Source organism: Burkholderia sp. AU19243, from assembly GCF_018148075.1.
GTDB classification, from domain to species: Bacteria; Pseudomonadota; Gammaproteobacteria; order Burkholderiales; family Burkholderiaceae; genus Burkholderia; species Burkholderia latens_A.
This window is the reverse complement of record NZ_JAGSTV010000015.1, coordinates 115,369-135,998: the sequence shown is the minus strand read 5'-3', so window position 1 is coordinate 135,998 and position 20,630 is coordinate 115,369. Positions and strand designations below refer to the sequence as shown.

The window sequence follows — 20,630 nt, the reverse complement described above, 5'->3', positions numbered from 1 at the left end:
GGCGACGTCCTGCTCGCTGGCCGCACGCACGCGTTCGTCACGCTTCGAAGTATCGCGGCCGGTCGATATCGGCCAGCAATCCGGGCTGCGTCGGCGCCCAGCCGAGCAGTGCACGCGTACGCTCGCTCGTTGCGGGCGCATCCATTCCGGCGAACCTCGCGAACCAGCCGAAGTGTTCGCCGGCCTGCTCAGCCGATTTCGACACGACCGGCACGTTCAAGCGGCGGCCGATCACCGCCGCGATCTCGCGAAACGGCACGCCGGTATCGTCGACCGCGTGATAGCGCTCGCCTGCGACACCGCGCTCGACCGCGAGCCGGTATACGCGCGCCGCATCGAGCCGGTGCACGGCCGGCCAGCGATTGCCGCCGTCGCCGAGATAAGCCGACTCGCGCTTTTCTCGCGCGAACGCGATCAGCCGCGGCACGAACGCGTGGTCGCCGTCGCCGTGCACGGACGGCGGCAGGCGCACGACGGACGCGCACACGCCGCGCGCTTCCAGCGCGACGGCGGCCGCTTCGGACGCGCGCGGATAGGCAGGCGACACCGGCACGTGCGGATCGTCCTCGGTCGCCGCACGACCGGGCGCGACGAGCGCGAGGCCCGACGTGACCAGCAGCGGCCGCGCCGACCCGGCGAGTACCGCGCCGATCGTGTCGATCGCGCGGCGATCGAGTTCGCAATTTTCCGCGAAGCGCGAGAAGTCGTGGTTGAATCCCGTGTGGATGACCGCGTCGGCGGCCTCGGCGCCCCGCGCAAGACTCTGCAAATCCTCGAGCGACCCGCGATGGACGTCGGCGCCCGCTGCCGCAACTGCCGCCGCGGCCACGTCGGAACGCGCGAGGCCCAGCACCGAATGCCCGGCCGCGACGAGTTCGGCGACCACCGCGGAGCCGACGAAACCCGACGCTCCCGTAACGAAGACACGCATGTTCGATACCTCCGGATGAATTGGAGGCTTACTATCTGTCGACCGTCGTGCGCCGTGAAGACGTGACGGTTTACCGGTAAACGAACTAACAGGCTATGGCAGACGCATCCGACAACCTGCTCGGCGCATACCTGCGGGATCGCCGCGAGAAACTCGACCCGGCCGCGCTGGGGCTGCCCGTCGCGCGCCGCCGCACGCCGGGCCTGCGGCGCGAGGAAGTCGCGCAACGCGCGAACGTGAGCGCGGCTTGGTACACGTGGCTCGAACAGGGGCGCGGCGGCGCACCGTCGGCCGACGTGCTCGACCGGCTCGCTCGCGCGCTGCTGCTCAACGACGCCGAACGCGAGCACCTGTTCCTGATCGGCGTCGGCCATCCGCCGGAAGTCCGGTATCGCGCGAGCAACGGCGTGACGCCCGGTTTGCAGCACGTGCTCGATTCGCTCGAGTCGAGCCCCGCGATCGTGCGCACGGCGACGTGGGTCGTCGTCGCGTGGAACGACGCGGCCGCCGCGACGCTCACCGACTACGCGACGCTGCCGCCGCCCGCGCGCAATATCCTGCGGCTGATCTTCGGCGATGCCGGCGTGCGCCATGCGCAACCGAACTGGGAACGCGTCGCGCGATTCGCGGTAGGCGCGTTTCGCGCCGACGTCGCGCGCTGCGGTGCGACGCAGGCAGTGCAGGCATTCGTCGACGAGATGCGTACGACGAGCGCCGAATTCGACGCGATGTGGCGCAGCCACGACATCCATTCCCAGCACGAAGGAACGAAGGAAATCCGCCATGCGCAGGCCGGCCGGATCGCGCTCGAATACTCGGCGTTCTCGGCGATCAGCCATCCCGATCTGACGCTCGTGGTGTTCACGCCTGCGACGCCGGCCGATCGTGCACGGATCCGGATGCTGGTCGCAACACGTGACGCGGCACGGCAACCGCACGCGCCGGCTGCCTAGGCGCGCGCGGCGCCATCGCAATCCGCACTGATTACCAGTCGAATATTTAATTTTCCTCTGGACGGGCGCGCCTTTACCCTTTCGGCATCGCATCACAGGGCCACGGCCCGTCCTCTGGAGCATTCCGATGACCGAATCCGGCACCGCGCAAGCCGTTTCCCGCACGCGCGCGGCTTCCGCGTCCCGCAGCGCGCTCTTACTGCTGGTGCTGGCCGGTCTCAACCTGCGCCCGTTCCTGACCGCGTTCGGCCCGGTGCTCGATGTCGTGCGCGCCGACACCGGCCTCGGCTTTCGCGCGGCCGCGCTGCTGACTACGCTGCCGTTCGTGCTGATGGGCGTCGTCGCCGGCATCGGCGTGCGGCTCGCGCGGCGCGTCGGCGAACCGCGCGCGATGCTCGCCGCGCTCGCACTGATTGCAGCCGGCTGCAGCGCACGCCTGTGGGCCGGCAGCAGCGCGGACCTCGTCGTGACGGCGATCGTCGCGGGCGCGGGCGTCGCGGTAATCCAGTCGCTCGCGCCGGGCCTCGCGAAACGCTGGTTCGTCGACCGGCTGCCGCTCGCGATGGGCCTCTATTCGGCGGCGCTCGTCGGCGGCGGCGCATTCGGCGCGGTCGCGAGCCCGTGGCTCGCCACGCACGGCGGCTGGCGCCTGTCGCTCGCCGTATGGGCGCTGCCCGCGCTCGTCACGCTCGCACTGTGGCGCGCGAAGGCGCCGTCCGATGCGGTGAATGCGCTGCCGGCAGCGGCGCGCGTGAGCGCGTTCGTCCGCATTCCGCGTGCGTGGCAGCTCGCGCTGTTCTTCGGCTTGAGCAATAGCGGTTACGCGAGTCTCGTCGCGTGGCTGCCCGCGTTCTATCAGAGCGTCGGCATGAGCGCGCAGGCAAGCGGCAATCTGCTCGCAGGAATGGCGCTGCTCCAGGCGGCTGGCGCGCTCGCGATGCCGCTGCTCGCGAAACGTTCGTCCGATCGCCGCCCCATGCTGTGGCTCACGCTCGCATTGCAGGCCGCAGGCTTCGCCGGGTTCGCAACGATGCCCGCGTTCGCGCCGTGGCTCTGGGTCGCGAGCGTCGGCCTGGGACTGGGCGGTTTCTTCTCGATGAGCCTGATCGTCACGCTCGACCATTTGCCCGATGCGCGGTTCGCGGGCGCGCTCGCCGCCTTCGTGCAGGGCGTCGGCTTTCTGACCGTCGCGGCGAGCCCCTGGCTGATCGGCTGGCTGCGCGACGCGGGCGGCGGCTTCGCGATCGCATGGTGGATGCATGTCGGCGTGGTCGCGGCGATGGCCGCGCTCAACGCTGCGTTCTCGCCGGCCGGCTACCGGCGCAGCATGGCGCGCATGGCGGCCGCCGCGCACCGGCACTGACTCACCGCATTTCCCGGTCTTCGCGAGCGCCTGCACCACCGGGCGCACGTCCAGCGGCCCGCGCATGGCCGGGCGCGGGCCGTCACGCCAGCACATATCAGCGCATCGCGAAGAAATACTTCTCATTCGACATTTACAACTGAACCGGCAGCGCAACCGGCGGCAGCCGGCCGCACGTACCAGCTGGCGTCGCACGAGTGCGGCGCCCGTTTGCATTGGCGAGCCACCGATTCCTTTTTGCTCGACGTGCCGCGCAATGGCGTCGAACAAACGTATGACGATGGCATTGTCGGCGGCGTGCGCGCGAACGGCGCGACGATACTCGCACGCTGCATGACCGGTGCGGCCGGGCTGCGAGCGAGGTCCCGCACCGCGGCGCATGGGCGAAGAAGCATGAACGGGCGTTGACGGGAACGCGGTTTGCGCGTTTCCGCCGCTCGCATTCCTTGGGACCGCGAGTGCGCATCGCTCTGCGGCTGCGATGCGTGCCGGGCTCGCCTGCGCCGCATCCAATAATGAAGGAGACGCAGTCATGGACGATACGAATGGATATCGGCGCTACGATCGCCGCCGTTTTCTCGCCGGAGTTGCCGCGGTGGCCGGCAGCGTCGCGCTGCCGGGCTGCGGGGGCGGCGGCGACGGCGACATATCGAGCCCGGACGGCAACGCGGCCGCACCGTCGATCGGCGACACGCCCTCGCCTAACGCGGGCAACCGCTACAGCCTGCCGCGGCCGGCGCTGCCCGACCCCGCAAGTTCCGGCATCGACCATATCGTGCTGGTCACGATGGAGAATCGTTCGTTCGATCACTACCTGAGCTGGGTTCCGGGCGCCGAGGGCATGCCCGCCAACCGGCAGTTCAAGGATGCGTTCGGCGCGACGCACGCGCCCTTCGCGCTCTCGGCCGATCCCGCGTACGGCTATCAGGCGTGCGCGTACCACGATCCGAACCACACGTACCAGGGCGGCCGCACACAATTGGCTTCGGGCGAGATGAACGGCTGGCTCCTCACGCCGGGCACGAGCCTGACGCAGGGCGATCTGCTGCCGATCGGCTACTACACGCAGGCGGACCTGCCGTTCTTCAGCGCGGTCGCGAGCAGCTACACGATCGGCGACTTTTACTTCACCGGCATCCTGGCCAACACGTTTCCGAATCGCATTTACCTGCACAGCGGCGCCACGGATCGTCTCACCGACTCCGTGGACACCTCGTCGCTCCGCACGATCTGGGACAACCTGAGCGACGCCAAAGTCGATTGCAACTACTACTATCACGACGTGCCGTTCACCGCGCTGTACGGTACGCGCCATGTTGGCATCTCGCACCCGTTCTCGTCATTCCTGTCGGACGCGGCAGCGGGAACGCTGCCGTCGTTCTGCATGGTCGACCCGGCATTCGCGGGCGAGCAGGAAGGGACGTCCGCCGACGACCATCCGCATGCGGACATCCGCAACGGCCAGGCATTTCTGAACCAGGTGTATGACGCGCTGCGCACGAGTCCCGCGTGGAGCCGCACGTTGATGATCGTCGTGTACGACGAATGGGGCGGCTTTCTCGAGCACGTCGTACCGCCGACCCGGCCGATCAGCAACAACGAGCTGGCACTCGGCAACGACGGCAAGCTCGGCTGTCGCGTGCCGCTTGCACTGCTCGGTCCGCGTGTCCGCGCGGGCACGGTAACGCGCTATCCGTTCGATCCGAGTTCGATTCACGCGCTGCTGCAGTGGCGCTTCGGACTGAAGCCGCTCGGCGTGCGCGGCAGCGATCCGGCAACCTTCAATCTCGCGTACGCACTCGATCTGGGCGGCGCACCGCGCACGGACGCGCCGGCGTTCTCGGTCGCGCAGGGGCCGTTCGCGGGAGCGTGCGCAGGCGCCACCGCACCTTCGCCGTCCAGCTCGGTATCCGGCGTCGATCCGGCGAAAATGGCGGCCAATCCGACCGCCGAACGTTTCTCGGAATTGCGCGCGAAGGCGGCGGCGCTGGGGTTCCAGACCGGCAGCTGATTTCGCGCGTGCGCGGCAGCTGCGATCGTATCCGGTGCGGCTGTCCGCGCACCGCCGCACGAATGCGCCGCGCGCACTGCGTCTCTTCGTCTTTCCTTCAGGCAGGCGCTTTCACGTACGGCGCGCGTTCCGTCCGGCGCTGCGACTGCGCGGAAATCGCCGGCCGATAACCGGGCGCACCAAGCAGTTCCGGTGCATGCCGGGCGGCGATGCGCACCCGACGCCCCGCGCGTTGCCGTTTCCCGGAACGACGCGTTCGTTCCCCCGTTCCCGGATCCCGAACATCCTCGTGTCGCGCACGCTCAGATCGACGTCGCGTGCAGACAAAACCGTTCGCCCGCGCGTGCCGTTATCCCGTACGCAATCCCGGCGCCCCGCACTGCGATGCGGCGCCGCTCGTCGTTCGTGATCCGGAATTCATATCCGCCGTCGGTCGCCCTTCGGGCCGCCGGCAAGGGAACGTCATGCGAAAACTCACCATCCGCGGCGGACTCGTCGCGACTATCGCCGGCTATACGACGCTGCTCGTGCTGGTCGTCGCCGCGTGCATTGCCGCGCTCTACGCCGGCAACAACTCGCTCGAGGCGATGTACCGCGACGACACCGCGTCGCTGCTGCACCTGAAAACCAGCTCCGAGCGCATGCTCGTGCTGCGCGAGCGCGTGAGCGACGTCGCGCAGATCATCAGCGCCGGACAGCCCGCGAAGACGGAAATCGCGCAGCTGCACACGCTTCTCAAGCAAAGCAACGACGAACTGGATGCGTACGCGCGGCTGCATGCACGCGACGCCGACGAGCAAACGCTGTTCGATACGCTGCAGAGCCGGCGCCGCACGCTGCTCGACCAGGTATTCCTGAAGGCGATGTCGCAGCTGGACCAGGACAATTCGTTCGACTTCCTCGACACGCACCGCAACACGCCGCCCGCGCTCTTCACCGCGTACCAGGATGCGATCGACGCGCTCGAAGCGTTCCAGGTCGCGCGCCAGAAGGCGCGCTACGACGCGGCCGGCGAGCGTTTCCACCGGATCGTGTGGGCGATGGCGGCCGTCGCCGCGTTCGCACTGGTGATCGGCTTCATTGCGCAGCGCGTGCTCGCGAAGGCGATCATCGCGCCGATCCATCTGGCCGTCGCGCAGTTCGACAGGATCTCGAAAGGCGACCTGACCGGCACTGTCGCCATTCGTGGCGAAAACGAAATGGCGTATCTGCTGGGCGCGTTGAAGCGGATGCAGGACGGTCTCGTCGAAACCGTCACGCAGGTGCGCGCGAGCACGGAGACGATCGTCGGCGACGTGCGCACGATCGCGAGCGGCAACGTCGATCTGTCCACGCGCACGGAGCAGCAGGCCGTGTCGCTGCAGCAGGCGGCGGCAAGTGTCGAGCAGCTGACCGCGACCGTACGCCAGAACGCGGACAACGCACGCGACGCCCGCACTTACGCCGAAGGCGCCGCCGGGATCGCGACGCGTGGCGGAGATGCGATGCAGCGCGTCGTCGAAACGATGTCGTCGATATCGAACAGCTCGGCGCGCATTTCCGGCATCGTCGGCGTAATCGAAAGCATCGCGTTCCAGACGAACATCCTCGCGCTGAACGCCGCCGTCGAAGCGGCGCGCGCCGGCGAACAGGGGCGTGGTTTCGCGGTGGTCGCCACGGAGGTGCGCGGGCTCGCGCAGCGTTGCGCGTCGGCCGCGAAGGAAATTCGCGAACTCATCGGCGATTCGACGCAACGCGTCGAAGACGGCAGCAGCCTCGTCGCGCTCGCCGGCGCAGCGATGACGGAACTCGTCGCGGCGGTCGAGCGCGTGAACGCGATCATGGGCGAAACGAGCATCGCGTTCGACGAGCAAACGTCCGGCATCGAACAGGTGAATGCGGCCGTGATCCAGATGGAGCAGACGATGCAGCGCAACGCCGCGTTGGTCGAAGAGGCCGCTGCCGCGGCGCTGTCGCTGGAAGATCAGGGCGCGCGGCTCAGCGACGCAGTCGCGCAGTTCAGGCTGCGCGAAAGCGCGGCGGCATGACGCGCGCGGCAGCCCGACATGTTCGCGCGCCGGCGCGACCGCACGTCGCGACATCGGGCCGCAGCGCGGTGCCGTGACGGCGGCATGCGGATCGGCAGGCGGGCGGCTTGCGGCTACGCGGCCCGTGCCAACAGGTCCGTCGCGAACGACTTCGCGTGCGCGACCGCTTCCTGTGCATCGGGAAATACGCCGAGCTCATCCCAGCGCTCTTCGGCCGCGTAGGTGCCTTTCACGGGAAGCGCACGCTGAACGCGCAGTTGCGCCGCGAAGCGGCCGTCCTCCAGCACGCGGGCCGTCGCAATGATGCGGTGCGGCGGACCGGCTCGCTCCGGCTGAATCAACTCGACGGGACCGCCTGGCACGCCGACCTCCATCAACTCGTTCCGGGCCTTGCAGTCCGGGCAGTAAAAGCACCACCCGGCGTCTTCGTGACTGGCCTTGACTTGCCCGCGAGCCAGCACGGCACGGCATTCAACGTTTTCACAGATGAACGGCATAGCAGTCTCCGGAGTTGTTTGACGGAAATCCTAGCACGCCCCGTCAACGGAGATAGCAAAAAAACCGCCCCTATTGGGGCCGGCCGCGCCGACCGGCCGCCGTGCGAAGCACCGCGAGCGCGACAGCGCTCAGTAGCGGCTACGCCGCCACAGCGTCTTCGGCGCGTCGAGCAGATGATGCAGGCCGCTGCGCTCGATCATCGTGTCCGCTACCGTCATCACGCGTTCGAGAATCTCGCCTTCGTCGACCGACAGAACACGGCGATCCTCCATCAGCACGCGCCCGCCGACCATCGTCATGCACACGTCGGCCGCATTCGCGAAACACGTGACGCGGTGCACGGGCATGTTCATCGGCATCATGTGCGGGCGGAACAGGTCGACGAGGATGACGTCGGCGAGCTTGCCGGCTTCGAGCGAGCCGATCTCGCGATCGAGCGACAGGGCCTTCGCCGCATCGATCGTCACCATCTCGAGCACCTTGCCGTGCGGCAGCACGTCGGGGTCGCGGAAATGGCGGCGATGGTAGTGCATGCACTGCCACATGTGACGGAACATGTCGTAGCCGCGATCGGGCGCCGCGCCATCCGATGCAATCGCGACCGTCACGCCCGCATCGATCAGCTCGGGCACCGGGCAGCGGCCGATGATCGACATGATCGCACTCGGATTGTGAACGATCGCTGTACCCGTCTCCACGCACGCGGCGACGTCGTCGTCGGTCAGATCGATGCTGTGCGACATGAACGACGTCGGGCCGAGCAGCCCGAGCTCGCGATGTGCGAACGCGAGCGTGCCGGCGCGATGGCCGTCCTGCGTGAACGTCAGCCCGCGCTCACGCGCGAGCGCGCGATAGCGCGCCGCCTGGTCGCGAAACTCGCGCTCGTACTGTGCGAGTTCCGGATCGTGCTGCGGCCCGTACACCGGCAGCGTGAGCGCGATCCTGATCCGGCCGCCGGCATCGCCGTGGCACGCGTCGACGATGTCCTCGCACACGTCGTACATCGTGTCGAAATCGATGTCTTTCGTATCGGCGCCGTGCGGCGTGTAGCGCGTATAAGCGCGCGGCGCGGGCGGGCGCGACGGGCCGACGGCGACGATCGAGCGCGTGCCGGTGCGCACCACAGCATCGCAATGGCGCCTTGCATAGACCGGATCGTCGACGCGCATGATCGAATTGCCGCCGCCGAGCAGCGACACACCCGTCGTCACGCCGGCCTTCAGCCGCTCGAGCGCCGCAAGATGCGATTCGGTTTCCCAGAACGCCTCGTCCGATGCGCGCGTGTAGATCGTTTCGGCCGCGGCCGACCATGCATCGCCGTCCGCGCCGCCGATCGTGCGCGCGGCGCGGTAGCGCGCCTGCAGCTCCGCGGTGTCGCCGACCGCGACGATACGATCGCCGCTTACCGCAACCGCGCCGTTCCCGATCACGCGGCGCTGCGGGTCCATCGTGATTACGCAGCCGTTCGCGATCAGCGTATCGATTGCTTCGCGCCGGTCGGCGTGCCTGTCGTCGGTGGTCATCGTCTGGAGTCCTGTTTCGGTTCGAAATGATGCGAATGCCGCCGAGCGGAACAACCGCCCGGCGGCCGGCCGCAGCGGTCGTTACGCGGAGCGGGCCGGCGCGGACACCCGCGCCTTCAGCTTGCGCTGCACCGCGCTGATCGCGATGAACACTACTGCGTTCGCGACAAGCGCGACGAGCCCCGGATTGATCGACGTCAGCGTGCTCGACGCGCCGGGGAACAGCGACGCGAGCGTCACGCCGTAGTAGTTCGTCATCGCGATCACGATCGCGCCGGCCACGATCCCGGCGAAGGCGCCTTCGCGCGTACCGAACGGCCGCTTCAGAAAGCTCGACGCGAGCATCGGCACGAGCTGCGTGAGCAGGCTCGACGAGAAGATCGCGAGCGTGACGAACGTCGCGCCCCCGCGCAGCACGAAATACACGACCACCAGCGTGAAGATCGGCAGCGCGATCCGCGCGACGCGCGTTACCTGGCGATCGGTCGCGTGAGGTGCGAAGCCTTCCCGATAGATGTTGCGTGCGATCGTCGTCGATGCGTTCAGCATGATCAGCGAGCCCGGCACCAGCGCGGTCAAAAGTCCCGTGCCGCCGACGATGCCGACGAACCATGCCGGGAACGTCTGCTTCACCAGCCGCAGCAGCGCGAGGTCGGTCTGTGCGCCTTCGAGCCCTTGCACGGTCATCACGGCCGCGAAGCCGACGAGAAACAGGAACGCGATCAGCACCTGGTACAGCGGCATCAGGATCACGTTGCGGCGCAACGCGCGTTCGTCCTTCGCGACGTAGATCGCGGTGAAGCCGTGCGGGTACAGGTAGTAGCCAAGCGACGTGAGCAGGATCGTCGAGTTGTACCAGCTGAGGTTGAAACCGTGCTCGGGCATGCGCAGCAGTTCGGGATGCGCGGCGTCGATCTTCGCAAACATCTCGCCCAGGCCGCCGTAGTAGTGGATCGGCAGATACAGGCCGAGGAAGATCGCGATCGCCAGAATCAGCACGTCCTTGAAGATCGCGATGCTCGCCGAGCCGTGAATGCCAGACACGACCATGTACACGGCCATCAGCGTCGCGGCAATCCAGATCGCGGCCGCCTGCGGAATCAGCCCGTACGACATCTCCGACACGATCACGCCGAGGCCGCGAAGCTGGATCATCAACAGCGACACCATCGCGAACACGGCGACCACCGACACGAGCACGCCGATCGCGCGGCTGTCGTATTTCGACGCGAAGTAGTCGGCGAACGACACGAGCCCGCGCGCCTTCGCGTAGCGCCACACCGCAGGCAGCATCCAGTAGCCGATTACAAATGCGAGGCAGCCGTACGACAGGATGTAGAACGCGGGCACGCCCTTGCTGTAGGTCCAGCCGCTCGCACCGAGGAACGAGAACGTCGAGAACGCCTCGCCGGCCATCAGCAGGAACGTGAGCAGCGAACCGAAACCGCGCCCTCCCACTGCCCACTGTTCAAGCGTGAGCTTGCGGCCGCGCCGCGCCATCACGCCGATCGCGAGCGCGAACACGGCGAACGCCGCGATGATGATGATCGATGCATTCATCGCGCGTCTCCCGTGCGGCCGTCGCGGGCCAAGTCGCGTTCGCGTTGCCCGTCGCGCGCATCGCGTTCGTCGAGGTGGAACAGGATCGCGAGAATCGCGGCGGTGGCCGCCATCCAGAGCAGGTTCCACACGAGCAGGAACGGCAGGCCGAACAGCAGCGGCCGCACTTCGGCGAGCGCGCCGCCGGTGTACATCCCGACGAACGGCAGCGCCGCCAGCAACAGTTTGAATTTCATCGTTGACTCCTTCGGGGCACGCGTGAACGCGTCAGGACCTCAGAACTTCTGGCGAATGCCGACCACCACCGCGACCTGCGATTGCGTCGACGACGGCCCGTCGGTGCCGTCGATCCACGCGTGACCGACACCGGACGACGCCTTCTGGAAGAAGCCGTTCACGTACACGTCGGTGCGCTTCGACAGCAGGTACTGCAAGCCCGCCGACACCTGCTGATAGTGGCCGCCGTCGTCGCCGCGCGCGACCTTCGTATAGGTGTAGCCGGCTGCGGCCATCAGCGCGGGCGTGATCAGGTATCGCACGCTGCCTTCGTAGTTGCCAAAGCGCAGCGCGCCGCCCGTCGCCTGGCCGAAATTCGAACCGGTGTACAGCAGCCCGAGCGTCGCCGGCCCGATCGTGTAGCTCGCGCCGGCGCCCCAGATCTGCTGGCTCACCGCGCCCGACAAGCCGGCGCCGAACACCGATGCCGCACCCGGGTAGTAGTTGTCGGACGCGACCGCGCCCGTCGCGCTGGCCGCCGGATGGTTCACGCGCGCGTACGCCGCGCCGGCATTGAGCGGCCCGTGTACGTACGTGAGCCCGGCGCTCCAGCTGTTGTCGTTCGCGAAGCCCGTCGCGTTCGAGAACCCGTACATCAGATTCGCCTGCAGCCCGGCGATCGTCGGCGATACGTACTTGATCGCGTTGTTGGTGCGGAACGTGTTGTTGATGTCGTCGTTGTCGAACGGGTGCGTCGAGTACTGCGCGAGAAAGCTGCTCATCTGCAGCGAGCCGAGGATGTCCTGCGTCGAGTTGTACTGGCGGCCGAGCGTCACCGCGCCCCAGTTCGCGCCGCTCAGGCCGACCCACGCGGAGCGTCCGAACATCCGTCCGCCCTGCCCGAGCGCGCCGTTCGCGACGTTGAAGCCGTTCTCGAGCCGGAAGTTCGCCTTCAGCCCGCCGCCGAGATCCTCGCTGCCGATCAGGCCCCAGCGCGGCCCCGATTCGTTGCCGCCCGTGAATTGCCACAGCGCATGGCCCTTCGCGTTGTTCGCGTAGGTCACGCCGGCGTCGACGATCCCGTACAGCGTGACCGTCGACTGCGCGTGCGCGGCGCCGGCAAACGCGATCGCGATGGCGACGGCCGCGCCTCTGCGCGCGCTACGCCCGCTCCCGTCCATCGTTCGCATCATCTCCGTCATGTCGTCTCCAAACTTTCTTGTCGATGTTGTGTTGTGTTTCGTTGATGCTGGCCATACGCGCCGGTCGGCTTGTATAGACAGTGGCTGGATGGTATCCAGCCGCAATCACATCAAGAAATGAAATGTTCAACTGGCCGGCAGTTGAAAATCGAATGGAGGCGAGTAAAGCGGAGACTGCGGTGCAAGATGTACGTCGGCAAGCCAATGGAAACCATGCAGGCTCGCGGGACGCGGCGCATGTGGATCGGACGTGAATGGCTTGCGTAAGCAAGCCGACGAAACGGCGACGTGCGATGCGCTCACGCGCGTCTATGCGGTTTTCCCGGAGAGCCCGTGCATCGGCCGACGCAGCGCGGCGTCGAACGGATTCGTACGCGGGCCAATCGCATCGGCCTGGCGGCGCAACAATTCGACGACCATCGGCATCCGGTCGTCGCCGAGCCGCGACGCGAGCGTGCCGACGCTCAGCGCACCGACCGGGTAGCCGGTGCGATCGAGGATCGGCACCGCAACGCCGGCCATCCCGTCGAGCACGCCGCTGTTGCGGCCCGCGTAGCCGAGTTGCCGCACGCGTTCGATCTCGGTGCGCAGGTACACCTCGTCGAGCACGCCGTAGCCGCGAATGCGCGGCACGTTGAAGCGGATCACTTCCTCGCGCTCCGCTTCGGGCAGGAACGCGAGGATCGCGAGGCTGCCCTGCCCGACGCCGAGCGCGATGCGCCCGCCGATGTCGCCGGTAAACGAGCGGATCGGAAACGGGCCTTCGCACAGATCGAGGCACACTGCGTCGAAGCCGCTCTTCACGAGCAGGAAGATCGTCTCGCCGAGGCTCGCGCACAGCCGCAGCAGCGCAGGCCGGCACAACGTGCGCATGCTGCTCGGATTACCGGCCAGCGCGGCAAGCGCGAAGAAATCGACACTCAGTCGATACAGTTTCGATTGCTCGTCCTGCTCAACCATCCCCTCGGCGATCAGCGACTGCAGGATCCGGTGCGCGGTGCCCTGCGTGAGGCCGACCGCCTTCGCGAGGTGCGTGACGCGCACGCCGTCCTGCTGCATGCCGGCCAGTGCACGCAGAATCGCGAACGCGCGCTGCAGCATGCCGCTGCCCGGCGCGCCGGCTGCGTTCGCTGCGGCGTCGTCGTCCGGATGCGGCATGCGCACGCCACGCGACGTTCCGCGCAAAGGGGATTCCTGCATGCCGGTTCTCCTCGATGATTTCGTTCAATGGAATACGTGAAACGTCATTGTCGTCCCGCCGAAAAACGCCGGGCATCCGGGTGTGCACCGGATTGACGTGCGATTTCACGGCCCGGCCGCGCTTCATTGAACGGAACGATTTTTTGCGGGCGCGCGTATCTGTTCCACTCATCGGAATTTTTCAGAAATTCCTCTCGTTGAACAGAATTCCAAATTGACGCGCCGAAATATGGCTGGCTAGAGTCCGCGTCAATGACGCACCGGCCATCCGGTGCGCACACCCGGAGCATCCCATGTCGTTTCTCACGCTTACGGATCTGACGAAATCGTTCGGCAACCTCACCGCCGTCGCGGACGTCAACCTGTCGGTCGAGCAAGGCGAGTTCGTGTCGCTGCTCGGGCCGTCAGGCTGCGGCAAGACCACGACGCTGCAGATGATCGCCGGCTTCGTCGACGTCACGCGCGGCCGCGTCACGCTCGACGGGCGGGACATCACGCACATGAAGCCGAACCGCCGCGGGCTCGGCATCGTGTTCCAGAGCTATGCGCTGTTTCCGCACATGAGCGTGGCCGAGAACGTCGGCTTCGGGCTCGACATGCGCGGCGTCGACAAGGCCGAGCGCGCGGAGCGCATCCGCGCCGCGCTTGCGCTCGTGCGTCTCGACGCGCTCGCGCACCGTTACCCGCGCGAGCTGTCCGGCGGCCAGCGGCAGCGCGTCGCGATCGCGCGCGCGGTCGTGATCGAACCGCCGGTGCTGCTGCTCGACGAGCCGATGTCGAACCTCGACGCGAAGCTGCGCGAGGACATGCAGTTCGAACTGCGTGCGATCCAGCGCAAGATCGGCACGACGACGATCATGGTCACGCACGATCAATCGGAAGCGCTGTCGATCAGCGATCGCGTGGTCGTGATGGAGGCCGGGCGCATCACGCAGACGGATACGCCGTACCGCGCGTACGAACGCCCGGAGAACCCTTTCGTGTCGCAGTTCATCGGCAAGGCCAACCTGCTGCCCGGCACGATCGTCGCGCACGACGGCGATGCGATCCGGATCGACCTCGGCCACGATCTCGCGGAAACGGGGCGCACCGCGCATTTGCCCGCACGCGAGCGCGACGTGCGCATCGGCGATGCCGTGTCGGTTTGCATCCGTCCCGAGAAATTGCGGCTGTGCGCGCCCGGCGCCGGCCGCTTCGCCGCGACCGTCACGAGCCGCTTCTTCCTCGGCAGCCAGTGGCTGTACCGCGTCGACAGCGCGCTCGGCGAAGTGCTCGTGTGCTGCCAGAACGAAGGCGCCGAGCCGCTCGCGGAGGGTGCACCGGTCGGCGTCGACTGGCCCAGCGACGCGGTGCGCGTGATGCGCCGGGAGGCCTGAATGGCACAGCCGACCCGCCCGCTGCCGAGCGCAGCCGCAGCCGCGCCGTCCGATACCGCACCGCGCGGTGCGGCCGGCGGCCGCGCGCTGCGCGCGACGTGGCGCGCCCATGCGCCGCTGTGGCTGATGTGCGCACCCGCGTTCGCGCTGTTCGCCGCGCTCGTGCTCGTGCCGCTCGCAATGACCTTCGTGCTGACGTTCTATCGTTACGATCCGGCCACCGGCCCGATCGCCGCGTTCCACTTCGGCAACTACGCGGAAGTGCTCGGCGCGTCGTACTTCCATACGATCTTCGCGCGCACGTTCGGCATCGCCGCGCTCACGACCGCGATCTGCGTCGCGATCGGCACGCCGGAAGCATACGTGCTGTCGAAAATGCGCGATCCGTGGCGTTCGCTGTTCCTGCTCGTCATCCTCGCGCCGCTGCTCGTGTCGGTCGTCGTGCGCGCGTTCGGCTGGAGCATGCTGCTGAACACGAGCGGCCTCGTGAACCAGACGCTCGCGCTCGTCGGCCTCGGCCCGTACAAGCTCGAATACACGACGTTCGCGATCGTGATCGCGCTCGTGCACGTGATGCTGCCGTTCATGGTGATCCCGGTGTGGACCGCATTGCAGCGGCTCGATCCGCAGACCGAGCATGCGGCGCTGTCGCTCGGCGCGTCGCCCTTCACCACACTGCGCCGCATCGTCGTGCCGCAACTGATGCCCGGCGTGCTGTCCGGCAGCCTGATGGTGTTCGGGCTATCGGCAAGCGCGTTCGCGATTCCCGGCCTGCTCGGCGGCCGGCGCCTCAAGGTCGCGGCAACCGCCGTCTACGACGAGTTCCTCGGTTCGCTGAACTGGCCGCTCGGCGCGACGATCGCGGTGCTGCTGCTCGTCGCGAACCTGGTCGTGATGCTCACCTACTACCGCGTGCTCGAACGCCGCTACGCGCGCACCCTCGGAGGCGCTTCCCGATGAGAAAGAACGGCCCCTTCGCGCTCGCGTTCCACACGCTCGTGATCCTGTTCGTGCTCGCGCCGCTCGCGATCGTCGTACTGGTCGCGTTCACGCCGGACGAAACGCTGACGCTGCCCACGCACGGTCTGTCGCTGCGCTGGTTCCGCGCGATTCTCGACTATCCGGACTTCGTCACCGCGTTCGCGAACAGCGTGAAGCTCGCGTTCGCATCGGCCACGCTGTCGCTCGCGATCGCATTGCCGGCAGGGCTCGCAATCGGCCGCGCGACGTTTCCAGGCCGTGCGTTCCTGAACGGGCTGCTGCTGTCGCCGCTCGTGATCCCCGGTCTCGTGCTCGGCATCGCGCTGCTTCGCTTCTTCGCGCTGATCGGCGCGACCGGCTCGTTCGCGTGGCTGGTGGTCGCGCACGTGATCGTCGTCACGCCGTTCGTGATGCGGCTCGTGCTCGCATCCGTCGCGGGGCTCGACCGCAGCGTCGAGCACGCTGCGTGCTCGCTCGGCGCCGATCCGTGGACGACGTTCCGCCGCATCACGCTGCCGATGATCGTGCCCGGCATTACCGGGGGCTGGCTGCTCGCGTTCATCAACAGCTTCGACGAACTGACGATGTCGATCTTCGTCACGTCGCCGCAAACGGTCACGCTGCCGGTGCGCATGTACATGTACGCGACCGAATCGATCGATCCGATGATGGCGTCGGTATCGACGCTCGTCATCTTCATCACGGCCGGCGCGATGCTGCTGCTTGATCGCGTGTACGGCCTGAACCGCATTCTGATCGGCCAACATTGACGATGACTTCCGTATCCCGTTCAACCGATGCCGCCGACGACGGCGCGCAGTTCGTGCGCGTTGCCGAGCGCGAGCGCGACGCCGTCGCATTCACGCTCGACGGCCGGCCTGCACACGCACTCGCCGGCGACACCGTGCTTACCGCGATCCTCGTCGCGCAACGCCGTGTGCGCGTGAGCGAATTCAGCGGCAAGCCGCGCGCGGGCTTCTGCCTGATCGGCGCGTGCCAGGACTGCTGGGTGCGCACCGAAGCCGGTGCGCGCGTGCGCGCATGCTCGACCCCGATCGCCGCGGGCATGCGGATTCTCACGAATGCGCAGCCCGCCGCAGCCGGAGACGCATCATGAGCGATGCACTGCGACCGGTGATCGTCGGCGCGGGGCCGGCCGGCGTGCGCGCGGCCGAGGCGCTCGTCGACGCGGGGCTGCGCCCGGTCGTGATCGACGAAAACGCGCGCTGGGGCGGGCAGATCTATCGCCAGCCGCCGGCCGCCGGCGCGTTCTCGCGCGGCAAGCGCGCGCTGTACGGCTTCGACGCAGCGAAAGCCGATGCCGTACACCGGACGATGGCCGCGCTGCTGCCGCACGTCGACTATCGACCGAACACGCTCGCATGGGCGTGCGGTGCAGGCCGCGTCGACACGTTGCAGGACGGCCGCGAGACGACCGTGCCGTTCTCGCATCTGATCGTCGCGAGCGGCGCGACCGACCGCATGCTGCCGGTGCCGGGGTGGACGCTCGCCGGTGTCTACACGCTCGGCGGCGCGCAGGTCGCGCTGAAGTCGCAGGGCTGCGCAATCGGCAGCCGCATCGTGTTCGCCGGCACCGGGCCGCTGCTGTATCTCGTCGCGTATCAGTACGCGAAGGCCGGCGCACACGTCGCGGCCGTACTCGATACGAGCCCGCTGCGCCGGCAGGCCGCGGCCGCACCGGCACTGTTGCGGATGCCGTCGTCCTTCGCAAAGGGGCTGTATTACATCGGCTGGCTGCGCGCACACGGCGTCGCGATCGAAACCGGCGTCACGCTCGAGCGTGTGCTCGGCGAGCGGCACGTCACCGCGCTTGCATGGCGCGCAGCGGCCAACGACGCGCCGCCGCGGCTGATCGAATGCGACGCGCTCGGCCTCGGCTTCGGGCTGCGCGCCGAAACGCAGCTCGCCGATCTCGCCGGGTGCCGGTTCCGTTTCGATCCGCTCGACGGCGCATGGCTGCCGGAACGCGATTCTGCCGGCCGCACGTCGGTGCGCGGCATCTATGTCGCGGGCGACGGCGCCGGAATCGCCGGCGCGGACGCGGCCGAGGCATCCGGGCGCCGCGCAGCACTCGCGCTGCTCGACGACGCGGGGATCGCGAAGCCGCGACCATCGCCGGAGCTGGCGGCCAAGCCCGATGCCGCTGCACTGGAGCGCACGCTTGCGCGGCATCGCGCATTCCGCGTCGGCCTCGAGGCGGCGTTCGCGCCGCCGGCCACGCTCGCCGCAGGCTGTCCGGACGACACGATCGTGTGCCGTTGCGAGGAAATCGACGCCGGCGCGCTGCGGCGCTGCATTCGCGGCGGCGAAGCAACCGAACTGAACCGGCTGAAAGCGCTCACGCGTGCCGGCATGGGGCGCTGCCAGGGCCGCATGTGCGGCGACGCAACCGCGCTCGTGCTCGCGGCCGAAACCGGTCGGCCGCTCGCCGAGGTCGGCCGGTTGCGCGCACAACCGCCGGTGAAGCCGTTCCCGATCTCGGCTGCGCTCGCGGGCGACGACGTCGCGGCGATTCCCGACGAGGCGCGCGATGAATGAGCGCCGCCACTACGATGTCGCGATCGTCGGCGGCGGGCTTGTCGGCGCATCCGCCGCGCTCGCGCTCGCGCAACGCGGGCTGCGCGTCGCGCTGTTCGAGCGCCGCGATTGCGGCGCGCAGGCAAGCGGCGTGAACTACGGTGGCGTGCGCTGCCAGGGCCGTCCCGTCGAACAGCTGCCGCTCGCGCTGCGCGCGCGGCGCATCTGGAGCCGCCTGCCCGAGCTGATCGGCATCGACGGCGAGTTCGTCGTGTCCGGTCATTTGCGTCTCGCGCGCAGCGACGCCGACCTCGACGCGCTCGACGCGTACGCGACGCTCGCCGGCGAGCACGGCCTGCCGCTGCAGGTGATGCGCGGCGACGCGTTCCGCCGCCGCTATCCGTGGCTGGGCCGTGCGGCGCTCGGCGGCTCGCTGTGCGCGACCGACGGACACGCGAACCCGCGCATCGTGTCGCCCGCATTCGCGCGTGCGGCCCGCGCGGCCGGCGCCGACGTGTTCGAGCACACGCCGGTCGACGACGTCCGGCACGACGGCACGCGTTTCCATGTGGATGCCGGCGGCCGTGCATGCACCGCGACGTGGCTGATCAACTCGGCCGGCGCGTGGGCGAACACGATCGCCGGGCGCTTCGGCGAGGCCGTGCCGATGGAGCCGATCTACCCGAACATGTGGGTGACCGAACCGCTGCCGCCGTTCATCACGCACAACCTCGGCGTGTATGGCGGCGGCGTGTATGCGCGGCAGGTCGCGCGCGGCAACTGCGTGATCGGCGGCGGCCGCGGCCGCGGCGACGGCGAATTCGGCCAGCCGTCGGTCGACACGACGCGCGCGGCGATGCGCGACGCGTGCGCGCTGTTGCCCGCGCTGCGCGACGCATTGCTGATCCGCACGTGGAGCGGCGTCGAAGGCTGCACGCCCGACCACAACCCGGTCATCGGCGCGAGCGGCACCACGCCGAACCTGCTGCATGCGTTCGGATTTTCCGGCGGCGGCTTCCTGCTCGCACCGGGCGTCGGCGACGTGCTCGCCGATCTCGTCACGACCGGCGAAACCGCCACCCCGCTCGATGCTTTCTCGATCGGCCGCTTCGCACCGCGAGCGACGCCGACCGGCCCTTTCCGTCAAGAGGAGACCCAAAGATGAAACTGCTCGGAACGATCGCGGCGGCTGCCGCACTGTGCGTGGCGGGCGTCGGCGCACCGGCGCCCGCGTTCGCGCAAGCGAAGACGATCTACATCGGCATGAACGGCGGCCCGATGGAAAAGGCCTATACGAGCCAGGTGCTGCCCGACTTCGAGAAGGCGAACAACGTGAAGGTCGTCGTCGTGCCCGGCACGTCGTCGGACGTGCTCGCGAAGCTGCTCGCGAACCGCAACAAGCCGCAGATCCACGTCGCGTTCCTCGACGACGGCGTGATGGCGCGCGCAGTCAGCCTCGGCGTGTGCCAGAAGCTCGACGATTCGCCGGTGCTGAAGGAGTTGTACCCGTTCGCGCGGATGAAGGACGACGTCGGCGCAGGCGTGCAGCTCGGAATGACCGGCATCGCGTACAACAAGAAGCTGTTCGCGGACAAGGGCTGGGCGCCGCCGACGTCGTGGATGGATTTCGCCGATCCGAAATACAAGGGCAAGGTCGTGTTCCAGTCCGCGTCGAGCAGCACATTCGGGCTGCATGGCTTCCTCGCGATCAACCGGCTGCTCGGCGGCAACGAACAGAACGTCGAGCCGGGCTTCAGCAAGTGGGCGAGCACGGTCGGGCCGAACGTCGTCGAATACATTCCGAACTCGGCGAAGATCTCCGAGATGGTGCAGACGGGCGAAGCCGGCCTGTTCCCGCTGACGCCGACCGGCGTCGGCGATCTGCAGGACAAGGGCATTCCGGTCGCGTATGCGAATCCGAAGGAAGGCCCGGTGCTGCTGCTCGTCGATCTGTGCGTGGTCGCGAACAATCCGGATCCGCAGCTCGCGCAGAAGCTCGCGCAGTTCCTGCTGTCCGCGCCCGCGCAGACGAAGGCGGCCGACGCCGGCAAGCAGATCCCGACCAACCGTCTCGCAAAGATGCCGGCGGCGATGCAGCAAAGCCTCGGCAGCGTCGACGATCTGGTGCGCAAGGTGACGGTGGTCGACTGGACGGCGATCAATGCACGCCGCGCGCAATGGGATACGCGCTGGAACCGGCAGATCGAGCGGTAATCGGCGCCACGCGCGCGGGACCGGCCGCGCGCGCCGC

At 68.2% G+C, this 20,630-nt stretch carries 18 protein-coding genes; 11 read left to right on the top strand and 7 right to left on the bottom strand.

Going from position 1 to position 20,630, the window contains the following annotated elements; genetic code table 11:
- Positions 1-37 precede the first annotated feature (37 nt).
- A complete protein-coding gene (locus KDW55_RS24375) occupies positions 38-931 on the bottom strand; it encodes an SDR family oxidoreductase (protein ID WP_059546276.1) in 894 nt (297 codons plus the stop codon).
- 95 nt (positions 932-1,026) lie between these two features.
- Here KDW55_RS24375 and KDW55_RS24370 point away from each other — a divergent pair, with 95 nt between their 5' ends.
- The 4 genes from KDW55_RS24370 to KDW55_RS24355 all read left to right on the top strand — a co-directional run bounded on the left by KDW55_RS24370 (position 1,027) and on the right by KDW55_RS24355 (position 7,285).
- Complete coding sequence (locus KDW55_RS24370) at positions 1,027-1,884, top strand: helix-turn-helix transcriptional regulator (RefSeq protein WP_212198059.1); 858 nt, start codon at positions 1,027-1,029, stop codon at positions 1,882-1,884.
- Positions 1,885-2,011: 127 nt separating this feature from the next.
- Complete coding sequence (locus KDW55_RS24365) at positions 2,012-3,247, top strand: cyanate transporter (RefSeq protein ID WP_212160517.1); 1,236 nt, start codon at positions 2,012-2,014, stop codon at positions 3,245-3,247.
- A 532-nt stretch (positions 3,248-3,779) separates the two neighbouring features.
- Positions 3,780-5,258 (top strand): alkaline phosphatase family protein, encoded by a 1,479-nt coding sequence (locus KDW55_RS24360; RefSeq protein WP_209825667.1) that lies wholly within the window; start codon positions 3,780-3,782, stop codon positions 5,256-5,258.
- A gap of 464 nt (positions 5,259-5,722) precedes the next feature.
- Positions 5,723-7,285 (top strand): methyl-accepting chemotaxis protein, encoded by a 1,563-nt coding sequence (locus KDW55_RS24355; protein WP_212149269.1) that lies wholly within the window; start codon positions 5,723-5,725, stop codon positions 7,283-7,285.
- Between the two features lie 113 nt (positions 7,286-7,398).
- On the opposite strand, the gene KDW55_RS24350 is transcribed toward KDW55_RS24355, so the two are convergent.
- The 6 genes from KDW55_RS24350 to KDW55_RS24325 all read right to left on the bottom strand — a co-directional run bounded on the left by KDW55_RS24350 (position 7,399) and on the right by KDW55_RS24325 (position 13,484).
- Entirely contained in the window at positions 7,399-7,782 is a 384-nt protein-coding gene (locus KDW55_RS24350; protein ID WP_040139195.1) for a hypothetical protein, read from the bottom strand.
- 129 nt (positions 7,783-7,911) lie between these two features.
- Positions 7,912-9,306, bottom strand: a complete 1,395-nt coding sequence (locus KDW55_RS24345; protein WP_212198058.1) for an amidohydrolase family protein — start codon at positions 9,304-9,306, stop codon at positions 7,912-7,914.
- 81 nt (positions 9,307-9,387) lie between these two features.
- Positions 9,388-10,866 carry a sodium:solute symporter gene (locus tag KDW55_RS24340; protein ID WP_069242637.1) on the bottom strand — a complete coding sequence of 493 codons (1,479 nt, stop codon included), beginning with the start codon at positions 10,864-10,866 and terminating at the stop codon, positions 9,388-9,390.
- Positions 10,863-11,102 carry a DUF3311 domain-containing protein gene (locus tag KDW55_RS24335; protein ID WP_059546269.1) on the bottom strand — a complete coding sequence of 80 codons (240 nt, stop codon included), beginning with the start codon at positions 11,100-11,102 and terminating at the stop codon, positions 10,863-10,865. Before KDW55_RS24335 ends, KDW55_RS24340 begins: the two co-directional genes overlap by 4 nt.
- Positions 11,103-11,141: 39 nt before the next feature.
- Positions 11,142-12,275, bottom strand: a complete 1,134-nt coding sequence (locus tag KDW55_RS24330; protein WP_249181341.1) for a porin — start codon at positions 12,273-12,275, stop codon at positions 11,142-11,144.
- 318 nt (positions 12,276-12,593) lie between these two features.
- On the bottom strand, positions 12,594-13,484 hold the full coding sequence (locus tag KDW55_RS24325) for an IclR family transcriptional regulator (RefSeq protein WP_212160519.1): 891 nt from the start codon (positions 13,482-13,484) through the stop codon (positions 12,594-12,596).
- Between the two features lie 293 nt (positions 13,485-13,777).
- Here KDW55_RS24325 and KDW55_RS24320 point away from each other — a divergent pair, with 293 nt between their 5' ends.
- Genes KDW55_RS24320 through KDW55_RS24290 form a run of 7 tightly spaced genes read left to right on the top strand, consistent with a single transcriptional unit; the run spans position 13,778 to position 20,593 of the window.
- Positions 13,778-14,860, top strand: coding sequence for an ABC transporter ATP-binding protein (locus tag KDW55_RS24320; RefSeq protein WP_212160521.1), 1,083 nt, complete (start codon positions 13,778-13,780; stop codon positions 14,858-14,860).
- Positions 14,861-15,820, top strand: a complete 960-nt coding sequence (locus KDW55_RS24315; RefSeq protein ID WP_209825672.1) for an ABC transporter permease — start codon at positions 14,861-14,863, stop codon at positions 15,818-15,820. It abuts the gene before it with no gap.
- Positions 15,817-16,611: an ABC transporter permease gene (locus KDW55_RS24310; protein WP_059546264.1), complete on the top strand. Its 795-nt coding sequence runs from the start codon at positions 15,817-15,819 to the stop codon at positions 16,609-16,611. Before KDW55_RS24315 ends, KDW55_RS24310 begins: the two co-directional genes overlap by 4 nt.
- A gap of 2 nt (positions 16,612-16,613) precedes the next feature.
- Complete coding sequence (locus KDW55_RS24305; RefSeq protein ID WP_040139187.1) at positions 16,614-16,958, top strand: (2Fe-2S)-binding protein; 345 nt, start codon at positions 16,614-16,616, stop codon at positions 16,956-16,958.
- Entirely contained in the window at positions 16,955-18,400 is a 1,446-nt protein-coding gene (locus KDW55_RS24300) for an NAD(P)/FAD-dependent oxidoreductase (RefSeq protein WP_212160523.1), read from the top strand. Before KDW55_RS24305 ends, KDW55_RS24300 begins: the two co-directional genes overlap by 4 nt.
- Positions 18,393-19,544, top strand: a complete 1,152-nt coding sequence (locus KDW55_RS24295; RefSeq protein WP_069242632.1) for an FAD-binding oxidoreductase — start codon at positions 18,393-18,395, stop codon at positions 19,542-19,544. Before KDW55_RS24300 ends, KDW55_RS24295 begins: the two co-directional genes overlap by 8 nt.
- Entirely contained in the window at positions 19,541-20,593 is a 1,053-nt protein-coding gene (locus tag KDW55_RS24290) for an ABC transporter substrate-binding protein (protein ID WP_040139184.1), read from the top strand. Before KDW55_RS24295 ends, KDW55_RS24290 begins: the two co-directional genes overlap by 4 nt.
- Positions 20,594-20,630 lie beyond the last annotated feature (37 nt).

Excerpts from the sequence above, each read along its gene's own strand:
- KDW55_RS24300 (WP_212160523.1), top strand. The coding sequence starts at position 16,955 with ATGAGCGATGCACTGCGACCGGTGATCGTCGGCGCGGGGCCGGCCGGC.
- KDW55_RS24345 (WP_212198058.1), bottom strand. The coding sequence starts at position 9,306 with ATGACCACCGACGACAGGCACGCCGACCGGCGCGAAGCAATCGATACG.
- KDW55_RS24320 (WP_212160521.1), top strand. The coding sequence starts at position 13,778 with ATGTCGTTTCTCACGCTTACGGATCTGACGAAATCGTTCGGCAACCTC.
- KDW55_RS24315 (WP_209825672.1), top strand. The coding sequence starts at position 14,861 with ATGGCACAGCCGACCCGCCCGCTGCCGAGCGCAGCCGCAGCCGCGCCG.
- KDW55_RS24340 (WP_069242637.1), bottom strand. The coding sequence starts at position 10,866 with ATGAATGCATCGATCATCATCATCGCGGCGTTCGCCGTGTTCGCGCTC.
- KDW55_RS24355 (WP_212149269.1), top strand. The coding sequence starts at position 5,723 with ATGCGAAAACTCACCATCCGCGGCGGACTCGTCGCGACTATCGCCGGC.
- KDW55_RS24360 (WP_209825667.1), top strand. The coding sequence starts at position 3,780 with ATGGACGATACGAATGGATATCGGCGCTACGATCGCCGCCGTTTTCTC.
- KDW55_RS24325 (WP_212160519.1), bottom strand. The coding sequence starts at position 13,484 with ATGCAGGAATCCCCTTTGCGCGGAACGTCGCGTGGCGTGCGCATGCCG.
- KDW55_RS24335 (WP_059546269.1), bottom strand. The coding sequence starts at position 11,102 with ATGAAATTCAAACTGTTGCTGGCGGCGCTGCCGTTCGTCGGGATGTAC.
- KDW55_RS24295 (WP_069242632.1), top strand. The coding sequence starts at position 18,393 with ATGAATGAGCGCCGCCACTACGATGTCGCGATCGTCGGCGGCGGGCTT.
- KDW55_RS24375 (WP_059546276.1), bottom strand. The coding sequence starts at position 931 with ATGCGTGTCTTCGTTACGGGAGCGTCGGGTTTCGTCGGCTCCGCGGTG.
- KDW55_RS24305 (WP_040139187.1), top strand. The coding sequence starts at position 16,614 with ATGACTTCCGTATCCCGTTCAACCGATGCCGCCGACGACGGCGCGCAG.
- KDW55_RS24370 (WP_212198059.1), top strand. The coding sequence starts at position 1,027 with ATGGCAGACGCATCCGACAACCTGCTCGGCGCATACCTGCGGGATCGC.
- KDW55_RS24290 (WP_040139184.1), top strand. The coding sequence starts at position 19,541 with ATGAAACTGCTCGGAACGATCGCGGCGGCTGCCGCACTGTGCGTGGCG.
- KDW55_RS24365 (WP_212160517.1), top strand. The coding sequence starts at position 2,012 with ATGACCGAATCCGGCACCGCGCAAGCCGTTTCCCGCACGCGCGCGGCT.
- KDW55_RS24310 (WP_059546264.1), top strand. The coding sequence starts at position 15,817 with ATGAGAAAGAACGGCCCCTTCGCGCTCGCGTTCCACACGCTCGTGATC.
- KDW55_RS24330 (WP_249181341.1), bottom strand. The coding sequence starts at position 12,275 with ATGATGCGAACGATGGACGGGAGCGGGCGTAGCGCGCGCAGAGGCGCG.
- KDW55_RS24350 (WP_040139195.1), bottom strand. The coding sequence starts at position 7,782 with ATGCCGTTCATCTGTGAAAACGTTGAATGCCGTGCCGTGCTGGCTCGC.